Here is an 18,275-nt window from a genome sequence, read left to right as displayed (position 1 = left end):
CTTACAAACCAATGAACTGAAGAATCGACTGGGGACCGGAAATCATCGCGGTAAAGCCAGCCCCGGCCAGAAAAGGACCGAAGGGCACATAGCCTCCTTCGCGCAGGCCGCTTGAATATTTCATCCCGATGCCGACCATCGCACCAATCACCGAAGCCATCAGGATCATGGGCACCAACGCTGTCCAGCCAAACCAGGCCCCAAGCGCGGCAAACAGCTTGAAGTCGCCGTAACCCATGCCTTCCTTGCCGGTGGCCAGCTTGAAGGCCCAGTACACCCCCCACAATGAAAGATAGCCAGCGACCACGCCCCACAATGCTGAAGTCAGATCAACGGCCGGATTCCACTGCAGTGCTGCCGCTATCAGTCCCGCCCACAGCAAGGGCAAAGTGATGTCGTCAGGCAACAGGGTTGTGTCCCAGTCAATCACTGCGAGCGCCAGCAGCGCGGCCGAAAATCCGCACCAGACCAGTGCCGTCATCGTCCAGCCCCAGCGCCATGCACAAAAGAAAAACAGGCCACCTGTGACGGCCTCTGTCAGTGGATACCGAATCCCGTAAGGCACACGGCAAGTTGAACACTTGCCGCGAAGAAAAACATAGCTGAGCACGGGAATGTTTTCATACCAGCGGATCAAATGACCGCAACTTGAGCAGCGTGAACGCGGCGTCAGCAGGTTGAACTTTTCTGCCGGCTGCGCTGTAACGCTATTCAGCTCGGCACATTCGGCTGCCCACTGGTACTCCATCATCTTGGGAACCCGGTAGATGACCACATTCAGAAAGCTACCAATGAGCAGGCCCAGAATTAGCGCAAGCGCTGCGATGAAACCGGGATCCATGTCAGTTGCCAACAACATCAAACGACCTGGCCCAATTTGAAGATCGGCAGGTACATGGACACCACGATTCCGCCAATCAGGGTCCCCAGAAACACAATGATGATGGGCTCCATCAGGCTGGACAAGCCAGCAACCATTTCGTCAACTTCGGCTTCGTAAAAATCGGCAGCCTTGCCAAGCATGTGGTCTACCGAGCCCGATTCCTCTCCAATGGCGCACATTTGCAACACCATGGTGGGAAACAGGTTGGCATTGGTCATGGCGGCGGTCAGGCTGGTGCCGGTCGAGACTTCCTGCTGAATTTTCTCGGTGGCGTCTGCGTAGAGCGAATTTCCCGATGCGCCGCCCACCGAGTCGAGCGCTTCGACCAGTGGAACACCGGCAGCGAACATGGTGGACAGGGTACGCGTCCAGCGAGCAATGACGGATTTTTCGATCAAGGTTCCAAATACCGGCAGCTTCAGCAGCAGACGGTCCATGACCTTCTGCATTTTTTCACTGCGTTTCCAGGCTTGGAGGAAAAAATATATGGCGCCGCCGACGCCGCCAAAAATCAACCACCAGTAGGCAACAAAAAATTCACTGATGGCCATTACGATGAGCGTTGGCGCTGGCAAATCGGCGCCAAAAGATGAAAAGACTTCCTTGAACGCAGGGATCACAAAAATCATGATCACGGCAACCACCACGAAAGCCACGACCACGACGGAAGCCGGATACATTAACGCCGACTTGATTTTTGACTTGATGGCCTCGGTTTTTTCCATGTAAACCGCCAGTCGATCAAGCAGCGACTCCAGAATACCAGCCGCTTCGCCAGCCTCGACAAGGTTGCAGTAAAGCGCATTGAAGTACATCGGGTACTTGCGGAAAGCACTGCTCAGGGAGGTTCCGGTTTCAACATCAGTACGCACGTCGTTCAATAATTTGGTTACGCTGCCGTTGGGATTACCGCGACCCACGATGTCGAAAGACTGCAACAGTGGCACGCCGGCCTTCATCATCGTGGCGAGCTGGCGCGTAAAGATTGCAATATCACGCGGCTTGATGGCCTTGCCCGAACGCATGCGGCGCTTTTTAATCTTGGTTGCCATCACCCCTTGTCTGCGCAGCGATACCTTGACCTGGTTTTCGCCTACAGCACGGACTTCGCCACGAACCTGTTTGCCGCCTCGGTCTTTGCCTTCCCACTCAAAAACAAATTCCTTGATATCTTTGGACAATGCGGTTGCCATAAAGCCTTATTTTTGTGTGGACGGCCTTCGAGCCGTTCGGTCTATCTTGTCAGATGCACTTGTCGTGTCTAAGCCACGCACGAAGCTAGGCATTGGTGCAGCCCAATATCTCTTCCATCGAGGTCATTCCCAGTTTAACTTTGTACAATCCGGACTGGCGCAGACTTCGCACGCCTTCAGCTTCAGCCTGGGCCGCGATTTCCATGGCACTGCCGTCACGCAGGACGATGCGCTGAATTTCTTCGGAAATGGGCATGACCTGGTAAATGCCCAGCCTGCCCTTGTAGCCGTTGTTGCACTTGGCGCAACCCACTGGATGAAAAGGCTTCCATGAGCCATCGACCTCATGGTCCTTGAAGCCAGCCTGGAGCAAGGCATTGCGCGGAATATCGATAGCCGCCTTGCAGTGCGGGCACAAGCGCCGTGCCAGCCGCTGGGCAGTGATAAGTATCACGCTGGAGGCGATGTTGAAAGGCGCAATTCCCATGTTGCGCATGCGCGTCAGGGTCGTCGGCGCGTCATTGGTATGCAGCGTAGACAACACCAAATGGCCGGTTTGCGCTGCCTTGATGGCGATGTCGGCGGTTTCGACATCGCGGATTTCACCGACCATGATGATGTCGGGATCTTGCCGCAGGAAAGCCTTCAAGGCCACCGGAAAGGTCATTCCGGCCTTTTCGTTCATGCTGACCTGGTTGACCCCGGGCAAGGTAATCTCGGCAGGGTCTTCAGCCGTGGAAATGTTCACGCCGGCAGTGTTCAGTATATTCAGGCAGGTATAGAGCGAGACTGTTTTTCCCGAGCCCGTTGGCCCCGTCACCAGCACCATGCCGTAAGGCCGCTTGATCGCTTCCAGCAAGCGTTCTTTTTCCTCCGGCTCGTAGCCCAATGCGTCAATGCCCAGTTTGGCGCTGCTGGGGTCCAGAATACGAATGACGATTTTTTCGCCAAACATGGTGGGCAAGGTGCTGACCCGGAAGTCAATCACACGGTCGGGCCCGATCTTGAGCTTCATCTTGCCGTCCTGGGGCACTCGTTTCTCGGAAATATCCAGCTTGGAAATCACCTTGATGCGCGCGGCGAGCTTTTCCTTGATGGCTACGGGTGGAGAAGAAATTTCACGCAGCTCGCCATCGACGCGAAATCGAACCCGGTAAGAATTTTCAAAAGGCTCAAAGTGCAGATCGGATGCACGCATGTTAAAAGCATCGATCAACATTTTTTGCAGGAATTTGACAATCGGCGCGTCATCAACCTCCGAAACACTCGCTTCGTTTTCCTGAGCAGCCGGCAGCGAGAGATCATCGTCAAACTCGAAATCCGCGCCAACGATGTTTTCAACAGCTTCTGACGCTGTGGACCCAGAAACGTCGACAAGCCTGGAAAGCTTGTCATATTCTGCAATGATCCAGTCAACGCCCAATTGGGTTGAGAATTTAATTTGTTCCGCCACACTTTGGTCAGACGGGTCTGCGGTTGCAACGATGAGCCGGTTGTTGCGCTTTCCCAGCACCACGATTCGACAGGATCGGCAGATTTTTGTATCGAGCAAGCCCTTGGGCAAATGCAGCATGTCAACAGCGTCCATGTCTACCAAAGGCGCGGCAAAAGACATCGACATGATGTGCGCCAAGTCAAATGCAGAAACAGCGCCTGATCCTGTCAACTCGGCGATAAAGCTGTTTCGACTGACTTGCGCTTTTGAAAAAATATCCTCGGCAGCCTTTTGCCCCAGCTTTCCTGCGGACACCAAAGCTCTGCCAAGTCCGGGCAACGTCGCGGATACTGGATTTTTCAGTACGGTCTCTGTAACAGACATGATGTTCAATGCGTTATCAAAGAAAGAATCATCGCTTAATGATTACAAGGTGTAAACCTTGCATGTACATATTCTTCACATTTTGTGACTACTTTGTACAAAAACTCAATAACTTAAAAAAGCAGTGTCAGCGGACGTTCTCTTGACTGTTTCTGCTTTGAGTTAGCGAAAATTCGGAACACTACCTGTCCAGCCTATGGAAAAAGAAAACTTACTGGGTTAGCTTGGGCATTTCAAGCACCACTTTTGTCGAATTTTCCGTATTCGAAGACAGCACCGCCTGCCGCCCATTTACAGATTCCAACACCATGTCGTTGTCAACCAAAGTACCCACGCGAACCGGTTTGGCATCCTGACCATCAATCGAAATCAGCGCAGCACCAGCTTGGATCCGTCCTGACAACACGCCAACCAAACTATAGCGGCTGGCTGCAGGCGCTGCGGTTGACGTCGTGGCAGCAGTGGCCATTCCGCCTCCAAATGCCCGGGCAATTGTCTGTGAATCGGGAGCGAGTATTGGCTCAATCAGTGTTGATGAAAGCACGGCTGGCGAAGACAAACCCCAGACTTTCAGACCCCAGTAGACCACGCTAGCAGCAGCCAATGCGGAGATGGCGAATGTCACAATTCTGGTGGTCCATAGGCGATAGGCGTCTGTCTGCATGACAGGATTATGATTGATGCAACCATATGACTACACAACAACCTTCATTCGCGTCCCTTCGACGACGCATTTCCGCAGGCTTCACCTTGATAGAGCTGATGGTGGTGCTGGTGATCATTGGCGTCTTGGCAGCGCTGGTGGTGCCCAACGTACTGGACCGTGCCGATGATGCGCGCGCCACAGCCGCCAAAACCGACGTCAATAATCTGATGCAGGCGCTCAAGCTTTATCGATTGGACAACCAGCGCTACCCTGCTGCTGAGCAAGGGTTGCAGGCGCTGGTGGCAAAGCCGACGACGGGGCCAATTCCCTTCAACTGGAAATCTTATGTGGACAAGCTGCCCAACGACCCTTGGGGCCGCCCTTACCAATATCTGAATCCTGGTATCAAGGGCGAAATCGACGTGATGTCTTTTGGTGCCGATGGGCAACCCGGGGGCGAGGGCAAGAATGCCGATATTGGCAGCTGGGATTGAAGTAGCCCCCACGCTCCCCACTGCGTGTGGTTCGCTTCCCTCCGCGGGGGTCGCTGCGCCTGCGACCTGGCAAAGCCAGTTCCACGGCTCCGGCTGGTTTCGAGCGGGTACGTCTCTGATCTTCGCTATGTGGGTTCGCCGCTTTCCAAGCGGTGCCATGACGCACCGTGCGCCTTTGCGTCGGATTCGCCATCGCGGGTTCACGCTGATCGAGTTGCTGATGGTGGTGGCGATCATGGCCATCGCGACGGCGGGCGTCGGGCTGGCGCTGCGCGACACGTCGGGGACGGCGCTGGAGCGCGATGCGCAGCGGCTGGCCGTTTTGCTGGATTCAGCCAGGGCGCAATCGCGCATGACCGCCAACCCGGTGCGCTGGCGACCCACCGCCACAGGCTTTGTTTTTGAAGGTTTGGCGAAAGGCACAAGTTTTCCGTCCACCTGGCTGGGCCAGGACGTACGCGCAGCCGTCGCCAACGTCTTGGTGCTTGGGCCGGAACCGATCATCGGACCGCAGCAAATTCGCCTGGTGTCCATTTCGGACCCTTCGCGCAGCCTGATCCTGGCGACAGACGGCATCCGGCCGTTTTCGGTTCTGTCGGACGGTTCCCGATGATGCTATGCAGCCGGATACGGCGTTCTGGCGCTCGCGGCTTCACGCTGATCGAGGTACTGGTCGCGTTGGGTATCGTCGCAGTCGCGCTGGCTGCTGGCGTGCGCGCCACAGGCTCGCTGATGCGCAATTCGGAACGCCAGTCGGACCTGCTACTGGCCCATCTTTGCGCTGAAAATGCACTGGTGAATGTGCGGCTGTCGCGACAAATGCCAGCAGTTGGCGACAACACCAGCACTTGCGAACAAGCCGGCCGCAGCCTGGCAGTGCGCTTGTGGGTGCAACCCACGCCCAATCCGAATTTTCTGCGGGTTGAAGCGCAGGTGCTCAACCGTGCAACCCGAATACTTGCGCTTTCGACCATCGTGGGACGGTACTGAGCATGGCGCGGCTACTTACTGCTTCACGCGGCTTGTCGCGACCTGCGCAGGCCCGCGGCTTCACCCTGATCGAGTTGCTGGTGGCGCTGGCCGCGATGGCGATCATGGCGGGCCTGAGCTGGCGCGGGCTCGACGGCATGGTGCGGGCACAGGCACAGATCCAGCAACGCGCCGATTCGGTCCTCACCTTGCAGGCTGGGCTCACGCAATGGTCCTCTGACCTGGATGCCTTGGCGCAACTGCCGCGCACACCGACGCTGGACTGGGACGGGCGCGGACTGCGGATTATTCGCCGCAGCACCGTTCAGCCTGGTGACGGTCTGTTGGTAGTGGCATGGTCGCGGCGCAATGTGAATGGCACCGACCAATGGCTGCGCTGGCAGTCGCCGCCACAGTTTTCCAAGGGCGCCTTGCAAATCGCCTGGGAGCGTGCTGCCCAGTGGGCACAAAACCCGGGCGATGCCGAAAAAAGGGACGAAGTCCGTGTCACACCGCTGGAAAATTGGCAGATTTTTTACTTTCGCGGCAATGCCTGGACCAATCCTTTGTCCAGCGACAACGCCAACTCACCAGCCACACCGATCCGCAGCCCGACACAACCCGTGAACTCCGACCAAGCACTGCCGGACGGCGTTCGGCTGGTGCTGACGCTGCCTGGCAGCGAAGCCCTCCACGGCGTCATTACGCGCGACTGGGTGCGCCCCTCCCTGGCGGGTGCCAAATCATGATGCCGGCTGTAAAGTCCCCGGTTCGGCGGTGCAGTGCAGCAGTTGCACGACAGGCGGGTGCAGCCCTTCTCACGGCAATGCTGACGGTGGCGCTGGTGGCCAGCCTGGCAGCTGGCGCGTTATGGCAACAATGGCGCAGTGTCGAAGTCGAGGCCGCCGAACGCGCGCGGGTGCAATCACTTTGGCTGCTGACCGGTGCGCTCGATTGGGCGCGCCTGATCCTGCGTGAAGACGCCAGATCTGGTGGCGCCGACTACCTGTCGGAACCCTGGGCGGTGCCCCTTGAAGAAGCGCGGTTGTCAACCTTTTTGGCAGCCGACAAGAAAACCGATCCGGACGATGAGGCCAACGCGTCGCAAACCTTCCTGTCTGGCCTGATCACCGATTTGCAGTCGCGCCTGAACGTCATCAACCTCGTGGACAGCGCCGGCAAAGTGTCCGAGCCTTCTGTAAAGGCCTTTGCCAAACTGTTCGAGCTGCTCGGGCTTCCCCCCGGAGAATTGCAGGTACTGGTTGAAAACCTGCGGCTCGCGCTGGATGTCAATCCTGAGAACGCATCGACCCAGCAGGCGCCCCTGATGCCGCAGCGCCTAGACCAGCTGGTCTGGCTGGGCCTGTCGCCGGCTAGCCTGGCCATACTGCGGCCTCACATCACCTTGCTGCCGGTGCGCACGCCGGTCAACCTGAACACCGCCAGCGCCACGGTGCTCTCAGCCTGCATCCCATCACTGGAAATGGGGCTGGCCCAGCGCCTGGTGAATATGCGCCAGGCAAATCATTTCAAGACCCTGGCCGAAGTGACCGAACAACTCGGCCAGACCGCCATGCCACTTAATGAAGCGCAGCACAGCGTCAATTCACGTTTCTTCGAGGTCCAAGGGCGGCTGCGACTTAACCAAGCGGTGGTTGAGGAACATTCAGTGGTTCAGCGCGACGGCCTGGAGGTGAAAACATTATGGCGAGACCGGGGCGCACCAGCGCATTGAGACGCCCGCCCCCATACAATGGGCCCCTGAATTCAAGCATGACAACACTTCTCGTCACCCTTCCCCGGACACTTCCGACTGCCGCCATGCTTTGCGAGGGCGTTCTGAGTGATGACGGATTCACCGTGCTCAGCGTTGTGCAGGCGCCTGCAGCGCTGTTGCCCGCACCTTCCAGCGCCGTCATCGTGGCCGTGGTTCCTGCCTGTCGCCTGTCCTGGCACCGACTTGCCCTGCCGCGTGGGGCGTTGAAAGGCGGGCTGTTCCAGGATGGCAATGCGGGGCGGCTGCGGGCCGTGCTCGACGGGCTGCTGGAAGACAGCGTGCTCGACGAGACCAGCCATCTGCATTTCGCCATCGAGCCAAAGCCACGCACCGACGAACCCGTGTGGGTCGCGACCTGCGAGAAAGCCTGGCTGCATGCCTGGCTGGCCATGCTGACGCAGGCCGGCCGGCCGGTAGCTCGCATCGTCCCCGAACTTACACCGCCATCTGGCGATGGGGTCGTGTCGCTGCATGTCACCGGCACAGCCGACCAGCCCCAACTGATGCGCACCGGGCCAGAGGGCGTGACACTGCTGCCGCTTTCAGTGGCCAGCGCCGCGCTGATGGCATGGCCAGAAGACGCCGAAGTGCTGGCCGAACCTGGCGTTGCCGAATTGGCAGAACATTTCTTCAACCGTCCCGCGCGTCTGCAGACACCGCCCGAGCGTTGGCTGGCGGCAGCGCAGTCGGACTGGGACCTAGCGCAGTTCGACCTGCTCTACACCCGCGGCACGCGCACCCGCAAGCATCTGTCGGCCATGATCTCCTCGCTGTTCAGGGCGCCGCGCTGGCGCGCAGCGCGCTGGGCGAGCGTAGCCCTGGTGCTGGCAAACGTGGTGGGCCTGCAGGCCTGGGCCTGGAAAGAGCAGTCTTCGCAGGCCGCCCAGCGCGCCGCCATCCGCAACCTGTTGACAACCACGTTTCCCGACGTGCGTGTGGTCGTCAATGCGCCGGTGCAGATGGCCCGCGCGCTGTCTGACCTGCAGCGCCGCAATGGTATCGCCTCGACTGCCGACATGGAAACTCAATTAGGGCATTTTAAGGCTGCAGCGCCCGACACCCCTGTACCAGCAGCTATTGAATTCATATCAACTGAACTCCGCTTGAAAGGGCTTTCTCTCCCGGCTTCGGCGGTGGCTGAAATCGCCGCACGGCTGCAGGCCCAGGGTTACCGCCTGCGCATGGATGCCGAAGGCCTGACGATGAAAGAGGAGCGTTTTCCATGAGCCTGACGAGCACTCTGGCGCCGCTGCGAGCGCGCTGGGTCCGGTTGCCGGGCCGTGAAAAAACCGTCATCCGGCTGGCTGTCCTGATGGTCCTGGCTTTGCTGCTCTGGCAGTTCAGCGTCGGGCCGTCATTGGCCACGCTGCGCACCGCAGACACGCAGTCCAAAGCGCTGGGCGCGCAGCTGCAGACCATGCAGGCGATGCAGTTGCAGGCACAGGCTGTGCAGAAGCAGCCGCCATTGGGCTTTGACGAGGCAGTGCGCGCGCTGACCGCCGCCACCAAGCAGACCCTGGGCGCGGGAACACAACTGGTGCTGGCAGGCGAGCGCGCCAACATTACCGTCAAGGACGCCAGTCCGGAGGCGCTGGCAGAGTGGTTGGCGCAGGCGCGGCTGAATGCCCGCTCGGCACTGATTGAAGCCCGCCTGGTGCGCGCCGCGAAACCAGGCGAACCGGTCTGGAATGGCGTTCTCGTGATGGGCCTGCCGGCCCGCTAGCCAGACAATGTCCTACTCCAGCCCAAACGTTGCCATCCCTGCTTTTGCCAATGCCCCCTGGCGCTGGGCAGCGGCGGGCGCGCTGGGCGGCCTACTAATTGCCTTTGTGCTGTTTGCTCCGGCACGCTGGCTGGCGACGCTGGTCCTGCAGGCCAGTGGTGGTCATGCCATGCTGGCCGCACCACGCGGCAATTTCTGGCAGGGTTCGGCGCAACTCGTGTTATCGGGTGGCGCTGGCAGCCTGGACGCCGTGGCCCTGCCGGGTCAGGTGAGCTGGCGCATCCGGCCGGCCTGGACTGGCCTGGATCTTAAGCTCAACGCCGAATGCTGCATGCAGCAGGCATGGCAAGTTCAGGCCCGTACTTCTGGCTGGGGTGGCGTTCAGCTGACGCTTTCCGACAGCCAGTCGCAATGGCCTGCCGCACTGCTTTCAGGCCTCGGCACACCGTGGAATACGGTACAGGCGCAAGGTCAGCTGGCAGCTTCCACCCAGGGTCTTAACGCCCGCTGGATGCAGGGCAGGCTAGAGTTGGCAGGCCGCCTGCAGCTTGACGCCCTGAAGATGTCCTCACGCCTTTCCACGCTGCAGCCCATGGGCAGCTACCGCGTCACGCTGACGGGCGGCAACCCGTCCACGCTGGAACTGATTACCCTTGACGGCAGCCTGCTGCTCACGGGCCAGGGCCAGTGGGTAGGTCAGCGGCTGCGATTTGACGGCTCTGCCAGCGCCACGCCCGGGAGCGTCGACGCGCTCTCGAATCTCTTGAACATCATCGGGCGGCGCAATGGCGCAACGGCCGTCATTAAAGTGGGTTAATGCCGCATGAAACATCCGAACTTCAAACGACACCAAATTGCTATATTTTCAATAGCTGGAAGTGCCCTTCTAGCTTGCGGAACAGGCATATTTCCTTCTAATTCACAAGCGCAGCCGCAAGTCGCGTCACCGGCATCCGAAGGCCGGCGCGGCGAAGCCATCACGCTGAACTTCGTCAATGCCAACATTGACGCAGTGGCCCGCACCATGGCTACGCTGACAGGCCGCAATGTGGTGGTTGATCCACGCGTCAAGGGCACGATCACGCTGACGACCGAACGCCCGGTCAGCCCGGCTCTGGCCTACACCCAGTTTCTGGCCATCCTGCGCCTGCAGGGCTTCACGGTGGTCAATTCTGCTGGCTTGGACAAGATCGTTCCAGAAGCCGATGCCAAGCTTCAGGGCGGCGCGGTTTCGACAAATGTGCCTGTCGCCGGCGGCCAGATTGCCACGACGATCTTCAAACTCAGCTTTGAGAATGCCAACAACCTGCTGCCAATCCTGCGCCCGCTGATCAGCCCGAACAACACCATTAACGTCAACCCCGGCAACAATTCGCTGGTGATCACCGACTATGCCGACAACCTGAACCGTCTGGGCCGTATCATTTCAGCGCTGGACGTGTCCAACGCCACCAATGTCGAGTTGATCCCGGTGCGCTATGCGTCGGTGACCGACCTCGCGCCTCTGCTGACTCGGCTGCTCGACAACAGTGCCAGCGGCGGCGTGGCGACGGCCGAGGCCAGCTACAAAACCACCGTGCTCCCCGAGCCACGCAGCAATTCGCTGATTGTCCGTGCCGCCAATGGCGCGCGCCTGGAACTGGTCAAGTCGCTGCTCAAGACCCTGGACACGCCGAACCTGAACGGCCCGAACGGCGACGCCGGCAACATCTACGTGGTCTACCTGAAGAATGCAGATGCCACCAACATGGCCTCGGTCCTGCGCGCTGCAATGAGCGGAACCGGCGGCAGCGGCTCTTCCAGTCCCGCATTGCCATTTCTGGGCAATCCATCGGCCATAAATACGGGGGCTCAGTCGGGCGGGGCCAACAATCTAGGCCAGTCCAGCAGTGCGGCAACCACCCCCATCACGCCGAGTGCAGGTCCTTCGACTGGCGGGCAGATCCAGGCTGACCCGGCGACCAATTCACTGATCATCACTGCCTCGGAACCCCAGTACCGGCAACTGCGTGCGGTGATTGAAAAGCTCGATGGCCGGCGGGCGCAGGTGTACGTGGAAAGCCTGATTGCCGAAGTCAACATGGACAAGGCAGCCGAGTTCGGCATTCAGTGGCAAGGGCCCCTTGGCGGCAAGGGCGACAGCCTGATTGGCCTGCTAGGCACCAACTTTGGCACCAGCGGCAAAAACATCATCCAGTCGGCCCTCGGCGCTTCCAACGGCACCCCTCTGCCCCCTGGAACCGGCTTCAACCTGGGCGTGGCGGCGCGCAACAACGGCGTGTACTTTCTCGGCTTCCTGGCCAACTTTCTGCAGACCTCGGGCGCTGGCAATATCCTCTCAACACCCAACCTCATCACGCTGGACAACGAAGAGGCCAAGATCATCATTGGCCAGAACGTGCCGTTTGTCACAGGCCAGTTCACCAACACCGGCGGTGGCGGCAACGGCAGCGTCAACCCGTTCCAGACCATCGAGCGCAAGGACGTGGGCCTGACCTTGCGGGTCAAGCCGCAGATCAGCGAAAACGGCACAGTCAAGATGTCGATCTTCCAGGAAGTCTCCAGCGTGCAGCCGGGTTCGGTCAATTCCGCCACCGGCATCATCACTAACAAGCGCTCGATCGAGTCGAACGTACTGGTCGAGGACGGCGCGATCATCGTGCTCGGCGGGCTGCTGCAAGACGAATATTCGGGAAACGACCAGAAGGTGCCCGGGCTGGGTGACGTGCCGGTGTTTGGCAACCTGTTCAAGTCTGAAAGCCGCAGTCGCAAGAAAACCAACCTGATGGTCTTTTTGCGGCCGGTGGTGGTACGCGACGGCGCTTCAACGAATGCCCTGTCGATGGACCGCTATGACCTGATGCGCACTACCCAGCAGCAGACACAGCCCCGCAACAGCAGCCTGGTGCCAATCAATGAGTCGCCTGTGTTGCCGGACATCAAGCCCATGCCCGGGGTGGCGCCAGCCAGTCCAGTGCCAGCCCCCCTGTTCCAGACGACGCCGCTGCCGATGATCAACGACCGCTAGGCATGGAACATCCCGCCCGCTACCCTTTGCCGTATGCGTTTGCCCGCAGCCAGCAGTTGCTGCTGGAAGACTTCGGCGGCGACCTGACACTGTGGCTGCACAGCCTGGGCACGCCTCAAACGGCAGGCGCCATCAGCGAAGTGATGCGCAAATTCGAGGTTCAGCACATCAGCGTCGAGACCCCCGAGTTGCTCCAGCAACGCATCAGCGCTGCCTACTCCCAGAGCGAATCGAGCGCCGCCACTGTTATCAGCGAAGTCGAAAGCGATGTTGACTTGTCGCGCATGATGCAGGCGCTGCCGGCCATTGAGGACTTGCTGGAGACATCAGACGATGCCCCCATCATCCGCATGCTCAATGCCTTGCTGACGCAGGCGGTGCGCGATGGCGCCAGTGACATCCACATCGAGCCCTACGAGCGCCACTCCGCTGTGCGCTTTCGCGTCGATGGTTCGCTGCGCAACGTGGTGCAGCCCAACCGGGCACTGCACGCGGCGCTGATCTCGCGGCTGAAAATCATGGCCGAACTCGACATTGCCGAAAAACGCCTGCCGCAGGACGGCCGCATTTCGCTGCGCATCGGCACGCGTGCCGTGGACGTGCGCGTCAGCACGCTGCCCAGCGCGCATGGCGAGCGCGCCGTGCTGCGTCTGCTCGACAAAAGCGGGGACCGGCTCAACCTGGAAGCCGTTGGCATGCAAGGCGACGTGCTGAGTCGCTTCGAGCACCTGGTGGCTCAGCCGCACGGCATCATTCTGGTGACCGGCCCCACGGGTTCTGGCAAGACCACGACGCTGTACGCCGCCATGGAGCGGCTGGACACCCGGCGCCAGAACATCATGACGGTCGAAGACCCGATCGAGTACGAGCTGGCCGGTGTCGGACAGACGCAGGTCAATGCCAAGATAGACCTGGACTTTGCCAAGGCACTGCGCGCCATCCTGCGCCAGGACCCGGACGTGATCATGATCGGCGAAATCCGCGACTTCGAAACCGCACAGATCGCCATCCAGGCATCGCTTACCGGCCACCTGGTACTGGCTACGCTGCACACCAACGACGCCGCAAGTGCCGTTACGCGCCTGACCGACATGGGCATCGAGCCGTTTTTGCTCAGTTCGTCACTGCTCGGCGTGCTGGCGCAGCGACTGGTGCGCAAGGTCTGCGTTCACTGCCAGGGTGCCGGCTGCGCCACCTGCGGCCAGACCGGCTACCAGGGACGCACTGGCGTGTTCGAGTTGCTGGCGACCAACGACGCCATACGGGCGCAGATTCACCACCAGGCAGCAGAAGCCGACCTGCGCGAAGCGGGCCTTAAAAACGGCATGATGCTGATGCGTGACGATGGCGAGCGGCTGGTACGGGCCGGCATCACCACGCGCGAAGAGTTGATGCGCGTAACACGCGACTAAATGACCCCCACGCTTTTCACAACGCGCTCTGCGCTGCCCCCCCGAGAGGGCCGCTGCGCCTGCGGCCTGGCTAAGCCGTTTCCGCGGCCCTGGCTGGTTTGGGGCGGTCGGGCGCTGGGGTTGCTGAACGTTTAACGAGACTTTCCATGCCCGCCTATTCATTCGAAGCCCTCACTGCCGAGGGCGCAACCCGCAAGGGCATCATTGAGGCCGATACGGCACGTGCGGCGCGCAGCATGCTACGGGCGCAGGCACTGGTGCCGCTGTCGGTCCAGTCGGTCGGTGCGACAGGCAGAGGTGCGCAGCCGGCCGACACTTCAGGCTGGAACACCACGCTGTGGAGCAAACGTGTCTTCAATGCCACGGCACTTGCCATCTGGACGCGCCAGATCGCCGGACTGGTGACTTCGGGCTTGCCGCTGGAGCGGGCGCTGACGGCGCTGGCCGACGAATCCGAAAATATTCCCCAGCGCCACCTGGTCGCCAACCTGCGCGCTGAGGTCAATGGCGGCACCCCTTTTGCCACCGCGCTGGCTCAGCACCCGCGCGAGTTTTCAGCGACGTATTGCGCAGTTGTGGGCGCTGGCGAGCACAGCGGCAATCTCGGCATGGTGCTGGAGCGGCTGGCCGATGACCTGGAGCAGAGCCAGGAGCTCAAGGCCAAGCTGGTAGGCGCGGCACTGTACCCAGCCATCGTCACGCTGGTAGCGATTGCCATCGTCACCTTTTTGCTGGGCTACGTGGTGCCGCAGGTGGCGCAGGTGTTTGCCGGCAGCAAGCGGGCATTGCCAGTGCTGACCGTCATCATGCTGGGCCTGGCAGGCTTCGTGCGCAACCAGGGCTGGCTGGTGATCCTGGCGCTGGCCGTGATGGCAGGCGCCTTCCGTCTGGCCTGGACCAGTGCTGCTTTTCGAGAAAGGTTCGATGCGGGCTGGCTGACATTGCCGATTCTGGGAAAACTTTCACGAGGCTACAACGCCGCCCGCTTTGCCGGTACCCTGGCCATGCTGGCGGGCGCTGGCGTGCCGATTCTCAGGGCCCTTCAGGCGGCGGCCGACACGTTGTCAAACCGGGCCATGCGCGCCGATGCACTGGACGCGCTGGTACTGGTTCGTGAAGGCACGACGCTGGCGTCTGCCATCGGGCATAAAAAGCGTTTTCCAGGGCTGCTGAGCATGTTTGCCCGCCTGGGCGAGCAGACCGGCCAGTTGCCGGTGATGCTGGACCGTGCGGCCAAGCAGCTCGGCACCGAAGTGCAACGCCGCGCACTGCAACTGGCAACCTTGCTGGAGCCGCTGCTGATCGTGGTGATGGGCCTGGTTGTGATGATGATTGTTCTTGCCGTGCTGTTGCCTATCATCCAGCTCAACCAGCTGGCACGCTAAACCGGGCAGCCGTGGCCAAGCAGGGCTTTGCCCATGCACGGACAGTTATCGACGACCCACCAGATACGTCACGCCTTCAGGCCCGTATTGCTCGGAATGCCGAACACCTGCAAGCAGATGAAACACCTGGCCGACCCGGTAGCAGCGGTCTTCATCCCCGGCCTGCAGTTGCAATTCACCCCTGAGGATCAGCGCTTTGGCCTCGAAAGGATGCGTGTGCATTTCAAGAGATCCGTCGGGTTCCCGCGTGACGGTCACCACTTCCTTGAATCCTTCCCGAACAAGAATTTCCATAAAATTTTCTTGATTCATTTTTGCAGCCTTGTCATGAGTGTGATGATCTGTTTAATGCGCTCTGCGCTCGCTGTTCATTGTGCTTGGCTTTCAGCAGCATGGCGGAATCACCCACTGTATTGATTACTACTTGAAATAACAACAGATGGCACTCACCGACAAGGGCCCGCTTCGCGACAGGCTCGATTTTTGGATGGTTATAGGCAAGTAAGGCAGACTTTTTTGGACCCGTGACTTGGTCACGGCTTTTTGCAAATTGTTGTTTTTTCACAAAAGCGACATGCACCCACTTCACCATCTGTTTTGACACCCATCTTCGCGTGATCTGGATTTTGTTGCCACTTGACGCTGTAACGAATCAACGCCCGACACCAATCTATCCATCAGCGTGTGCCTCGCCTTCCACCTCGTAGCAATAAAACTTACTTGAAACTGCCTTTTGAAAGCAGCTAAGCCCAAGCCAAAAAACGCCATTCTTTTTCAAGAAATATTTTTGTATCAGATTTAATTAAAATGTTACGCCATCAAGATTTTCAATGAAATTGCTTTTAGTGGAAATACAGGGCGTTGAAAAAACCCGTGTTTTGGCCACTTTTGGTCAAACCATTAATACTGGTCTGAATGCTATTTTTTAAATAGCAATATTTGCAATAAAAATAAGCGCAAAGGGCATCTTTACTTATTAAAACTTTCTAAATGAAGGACAGACCAAAAATTGCCCCGGTTTTCCACTCTTCAATTGTGATGTGCCGTTGTCTTTAATTTTTCGGGCTTTCACCTTGCCTCCTGCAAATAATGCTGAACGTACTCACGCCTTAAACAACAAGGACAAGCAAACATTGAAAAATTCGACCCATGGTCCAGGTAAAAATCCAGGACGGATCGATATTGTTTACCTCTGGGTGAACGGTGCCGATCCTGTCTGGCTGCTCAAGCGCCATCGTGCCTATGCCGCCTGGGCCGGCCAAAACGGTGAAGAGTTGGCCGCTTTTGGAAATGTGGCTGGCCGTTTCCGGGACAATTCGGAACTGCTGTTCAACCTGCGTGCACTTGAACGCTTTTTCCCGGACCATGGCCACGTGTATATCGTGACTGATGGGCAAACGCCTGCTTGGTTACGGCCGTCAAGCCGGGTGACACTGGTAGACCATCGCCATCTGCTTGCGCCCACGTCGCCGGAGGTGTTTGATTCGGGTCATATCGAGTCCTACCTGCACCACATACCCGGCCTGTCCGAACGTTTCATTTATCTGAACGACGACGTATTTTTTGGCAAGAAGGTCAATCCGGCCTGGTGGTTTGAAGGTCGGCTAAAGGTGTTTCTGGAACCCGTGTCAGCAGTGCATCCTGAGGTCCTGCAGCCGGACGAGACCGCGCTTGTCAACGCATCAATCAAGTCCGGACGCTGGCTTACCAAGCGCTATCCGCACTACCGGCACCTTCCCCAGGTTTATTCTCACGCGCCGCGCGCCATGCGGAAAAGCTTGATGCACGAACTTGAACACCTGGCTCAAGGCTGGTTTGCCCAGGTTCGTTCCACTGTGTTCCGCTCTTGGCAAATTCCACCCATTGTTCCGGACCTGGCGCCACGCTGGATGGTGCAGATGGGTTACGCCGAGCAGCAGGTGCTTGATCCGCTCTACATCAACACGGGCGATGCCGAAGCGACGCAGCAGTTCGACGCATTGATACAAAACTTTGGCAGCTTGCCATTTTTCTGCATCAACGACACCTGCGACGAAGCAGCAGCCGATGATCCGCGCCTGCTGAGAATTGCGCAAACCCTTGAAAAGCTCCTGCCCAACCCGTCATCGTTTGAATGGGAAGGCGAGCTGCGCATGGCGGCCTGAAGCAGTACTACTTTAGAAGAAAATGGCTTTATGCGCTTTTCCTGCATACGTTTTAAGCTATCAAAACAATAGCTAAATTGAAAATCAGAAATCCCGGATTGTTTGCACAAGTCCGGGATCATCAAGGCATAAGCATCAGCGGTCTGGAGTGTCCAGACTCGCACTTAAAACCGCATCACATGCCAAACTTGGCCTTGGCATCAGCCTGACAGGTGTCCTTGGCATTACCCGCCAGGCTGTCGCAACGCTCTTTTGCCGCCTTGTAATCGGCTTCGCGGATTTCTGAATTGGCTTCTTTGCGGGTTTCCTTCACATTGGCATTCTTGTTGACATTGGCATCGGTGGAAGCCTGGGCAACCTTCGCCTCTTCCCTGGCTTTCACCTGCGCGGCCTTGGCATCCTTCACGCAGACATCCTTGGCGTTACCAGCCAAGTCGTCACACCGTTCCTTGGCAATGTTGTAAGCCGTGTCGGCCTTGGTCATCGCGACATCGCGGGTGTGCTTGGCGCTTGGCTTGTACTGGGATTCGAGTTCGGCTTCGGAAACCTTTTGTGCGCCTTTGGCCTGAGCGGTGCAAATGTCCTTGGCATTGTCTTTCAGGCTGCCGCATTTTTCGCGGTTGACCTTGTAGTCAGCGCTGACCTGTTTTTTCTGCATGTCGTATTCAGCTTTGGTCATCGCCAAGGCGTTGCCAGCAAAAACACACGACATGGCCATGCTGAGCATCAAAATTTTGGTTTTCATGATAATTCCTTGAAAAGATTGAGGACGTTGATTTTTAGATTTTGAAGCAGACGCTTG

19 protein-coding genes are annotated in these 18,275 nt (G+C 58.7%); 12 read left to right on the top strand and 7 right to left on the bottom strand.

Annotated elements, in window-relative coordinates:
* Position 1: 1 nt before the first annotated feature.
* The 4 genes from IWX87_RS03660 to IWX87_RS03645 all read right to left on the bottom strand — a co-directional run bounded on the left by IWX87_RS03660 (position 2) and on the right by IWX87_RS03645 (position 4,559).
* A complete protein-coding gene (locus IWX87_RS03660; RefSeq protein WP_370583748.1) occupies positions 2 to 841 on the bottom strand; it encodes an A24 family peptidase in 840 nt (279 codons plus the stop codon).
* A gap of 17 nt (positions 842 to 858) precedes the next feature.
* Complete coding sequence (locus IWX87_RS03655) at positions 859 to 2,076, bottom strand: type II secretion system F family protein (protein WP_196862151.1); 1,218 nt, start codon at positions 2,074 to 2,076, stop codon at positions 859 to 861.
* A gap of 85 nt (positions 2,077 to 2,161) precedes the next feature.
* Entirely contained in the window at positions 2,162 to 3,895 is a 1,734-nt protein-coding gene (pilB, locus tag IWX87_RS03650; protein WP_196862150.1) for a type IV-A pilus assembly ATPase PilB, read from the bottom strand.
* A 211-nt stretch (positions 3,896 to 4,106) separates the two neighbouring features.
* Complete coding sequence (locus tag IWX87_RS03645) at positions 4,107 to 4,559, bottom strand: general secretion pathway protein C (protein ID WP_196862149.1); 453 nt, start codon at positions 4,557 to 4,559, stop codon at positions 4,107 to 4,109.
* 26 nt (positions 4,560 to 4,585) lie between these two features.
* Between IWX87_RS03645 and gspG the strand changes: the two genes are divergently transcribed.
* The 11 genes from gspG to gspF all read left to right on the top strand — a co-directional run bounded on the left by gspG (position 4,586) and on the right by gspF (position 15,329).
* Positions 4,586 to 5,035, top strand: a complete 450-nt coding sequence (gene gspG / locus IWX87_RS03640; RefSeq protein WP_196862148.1) for a type II secretion system major pseudopilin GspG — start codon at positions 4,586 to 4,588, stop codon at positions 5,033 to 5,035.
* Between the two features lie 157 nt (positions 5,036 to 5,192).
* A complete protein-coding gene (locus tag IWX87_RS03635; RefSeq protein ID WP_196862212.1) occupies positions 5,193 to 5,648 on the top strand; it encodes a prepilin-type N-terminal cleavage/methylation domain-containing protein in 456 nt (151 codons plus the stop codon).
* Positions 5,645 to 6,025, top strand: coding sequence for a type II secretion system minor pseudopilin GspI (gspI, locus tag IWX87_RS03630; protein ID WP_196862147.1), 381 nt, complete (start codon positions 5,645 to 5,647; stop codon positions 6,023 to 6,025). Before IWX87_RS03635 ends, gspI begins: the two co-directional genes overlap by 4 nt.
* Before the next feature lie 2 nt (positions 6,026 to 6,027).
* Entirely contained in the window at positions 6,028 to 6,753 is a 726-nt protein-coding gene (locus IWX87_RS03625) for a type II secretion system protein J (RefSeq protein ID WP_196862146.1), read from the top strand.
* On the top strand, positions 6,750 to 7,739 hold the full coding sequence (gene gspK / locus IWX87_RS03620; RefSeq protein WP_231374544.1) for a type II secretion system minor pseudopilin GspK: 990 nt from the start codon (positions 6,750 to 6,752) through the stop codon (positions 7,737 to 7,739). Before IWX87_RS03625 ends, gspK begins: the two co-directional genes overlap by 4 nt.
* A 38-nt stretch (positions 7,740 to 7,777) precedes the next feature.
* Entirely contained in the window at positions 7,778 to 9,007 is a 1,230-nt protein-coding gene (gene gspL / locus IWX87_RS03615) for a type II secretion system protein GspL (RefSeq protein ID WP_196862145.1), read from the top strand.
* On the top strand, positions 9,004 to 9,504 hold the full coding sequence (gene gspM / locus IWX87_RS03610; protein ID WP_196862144.1) for a type II secretion system protein GspM: 501 nt from the start codon (positions 9,004 to 9,006) through the stop codon (positions 9,502 to 9,504). The genes gspL and gspM overlap by 4 nt, the downstream gene beginning before the upstream one ends.
* 7 nt (positions 9,505 to 9,511) lie before the next feature.
* Positions 9,512 to 10,321, top strand: coding sequence for a type II secretion system protein N (locus IWX87_RS03605; RefSeq protein WP_196862143.1), 810 nt, complete (start codon positions 9,512 to 9,514; stop codon positions 10,319 to 10,321).
* A gap of 6 nt (positions 10,322 to 10,327) precedes the next feature.
* The gene (gene gspD / locus IWX87_RS03600; RefSeq protein WP_196862142.1) at positions 10,328 to 12,532 is read left to right on the top strand and encodes a type II secretion system secretin GspD; all 2,205 of its coding nucleotides are present in this window, start codon (positions 10,328 to 10,330) and stop codon (positions 12,530 to 12,532) included.
* A 2-nt stretch (positions 12,533 to 12,534) separates the two neighbouring features.
* Positions 12,535 to 13,944, top strand: coding sequence for a GspE/PulE family protein (locus IWX87_RS03595; protein WP_196862141.1), 1,410 nt, complete (start codon positions 12,535 to 12,537; stop codon positions 13,942 to 13,944).
* A gap of 146 nt (positions 13,945 to 14,090) precedes the next feature.
* A complete protein-coding gene (gspF, locus tag IWX87_RS03590) occupies positions 14,091 to 15,329 on the top strand; it encodes a type II secretion system inner membrane protein GspF (RefSeq protein ID WP_196862140.1) in 1,239 nt (412 codons plus the stop codon).
* 45 nt (positions 15,330 to 15,374) lie between these two features.
* Here the strand turns inward: gspF and IWX87_RS03585 are convergent, their stop codons facing one another.
* Both IWX87_RS03585 and IWX87_RS03580 read right to left on the bottom strand, forming a co-directional pair.
* Positions 15,375 to 15,641, bottom strand: coding sequence for a cupin domain-containing protein (locus tag IWX87_RS03585; RefSeq protein ID WP_196862139.1), 267 nt, complete (start codon positions 15,639 to 15,641; stop codon positions 15,375 to 15,377).
* A gap of 13 nt (positions 15,642 to 15,654) precedes the next feature.
* Positions 15,655 to 15,933, bottom strand: coding sequence for a hypothetical protein (locus IWX87_RS03580; protein WP_196862138.1), 279 nt, complete (start codon positions 15,931 to 15,933; stop codon positions 15,655 to 15,657).
* 529 nt (positions 15,934 to 16,462) lie between these two features.
* On the opposite strand from IWX87_RS03580, the gene IWX87_RS03575 reads away from it, so the two are divergent.
* The gene (locus IWX87_RS03575) at positions 16,463 to 17,473 is read left to right on the top strand and encodes a Stealth CR1 domain-containing protein (protein ID WP_196862137.1); all 1,011 of its coding nucleotides are present in this window, start codon (positions 16,463 to 16,465) and stop codon (positions 17,471 to 17,473) included.
* 175 nt (positions 17,474 to 17,648) lie between these two features.
* On the opposite strand, the gene IWX87_RS03570 is transcribed toward IWX87_RS03575, so the two are convergent.
* Positions 17,649 to 18,218 carry a hypothetical protein gene (locus tag IWX87_RS03570; RefSeq protein ID WP_196862136.1) on the bottom strand — a complete coding sequence of 190 codons (570 nt, stop codon included), beginning with the start codon at positions 18,216 to 18,218 and terminating at the stop codon, positions 17,649 to 17,651.
* Positions 18,219 to 18,275: the final 57 nt, after the last annotated feature.

Source organism: Polaromonas sp. CG_9.7, assembly GCF_015752205.1.
Taxonomy (GTDB): Bacteria; Pseudomonadota; Gammaproteobacteria; order Burkholderiales; family Burkholderiaceae_C; genus Polaromonas.
This window is presented reverse-complemented; position numbering and strand designations above follow the sequence as displayed.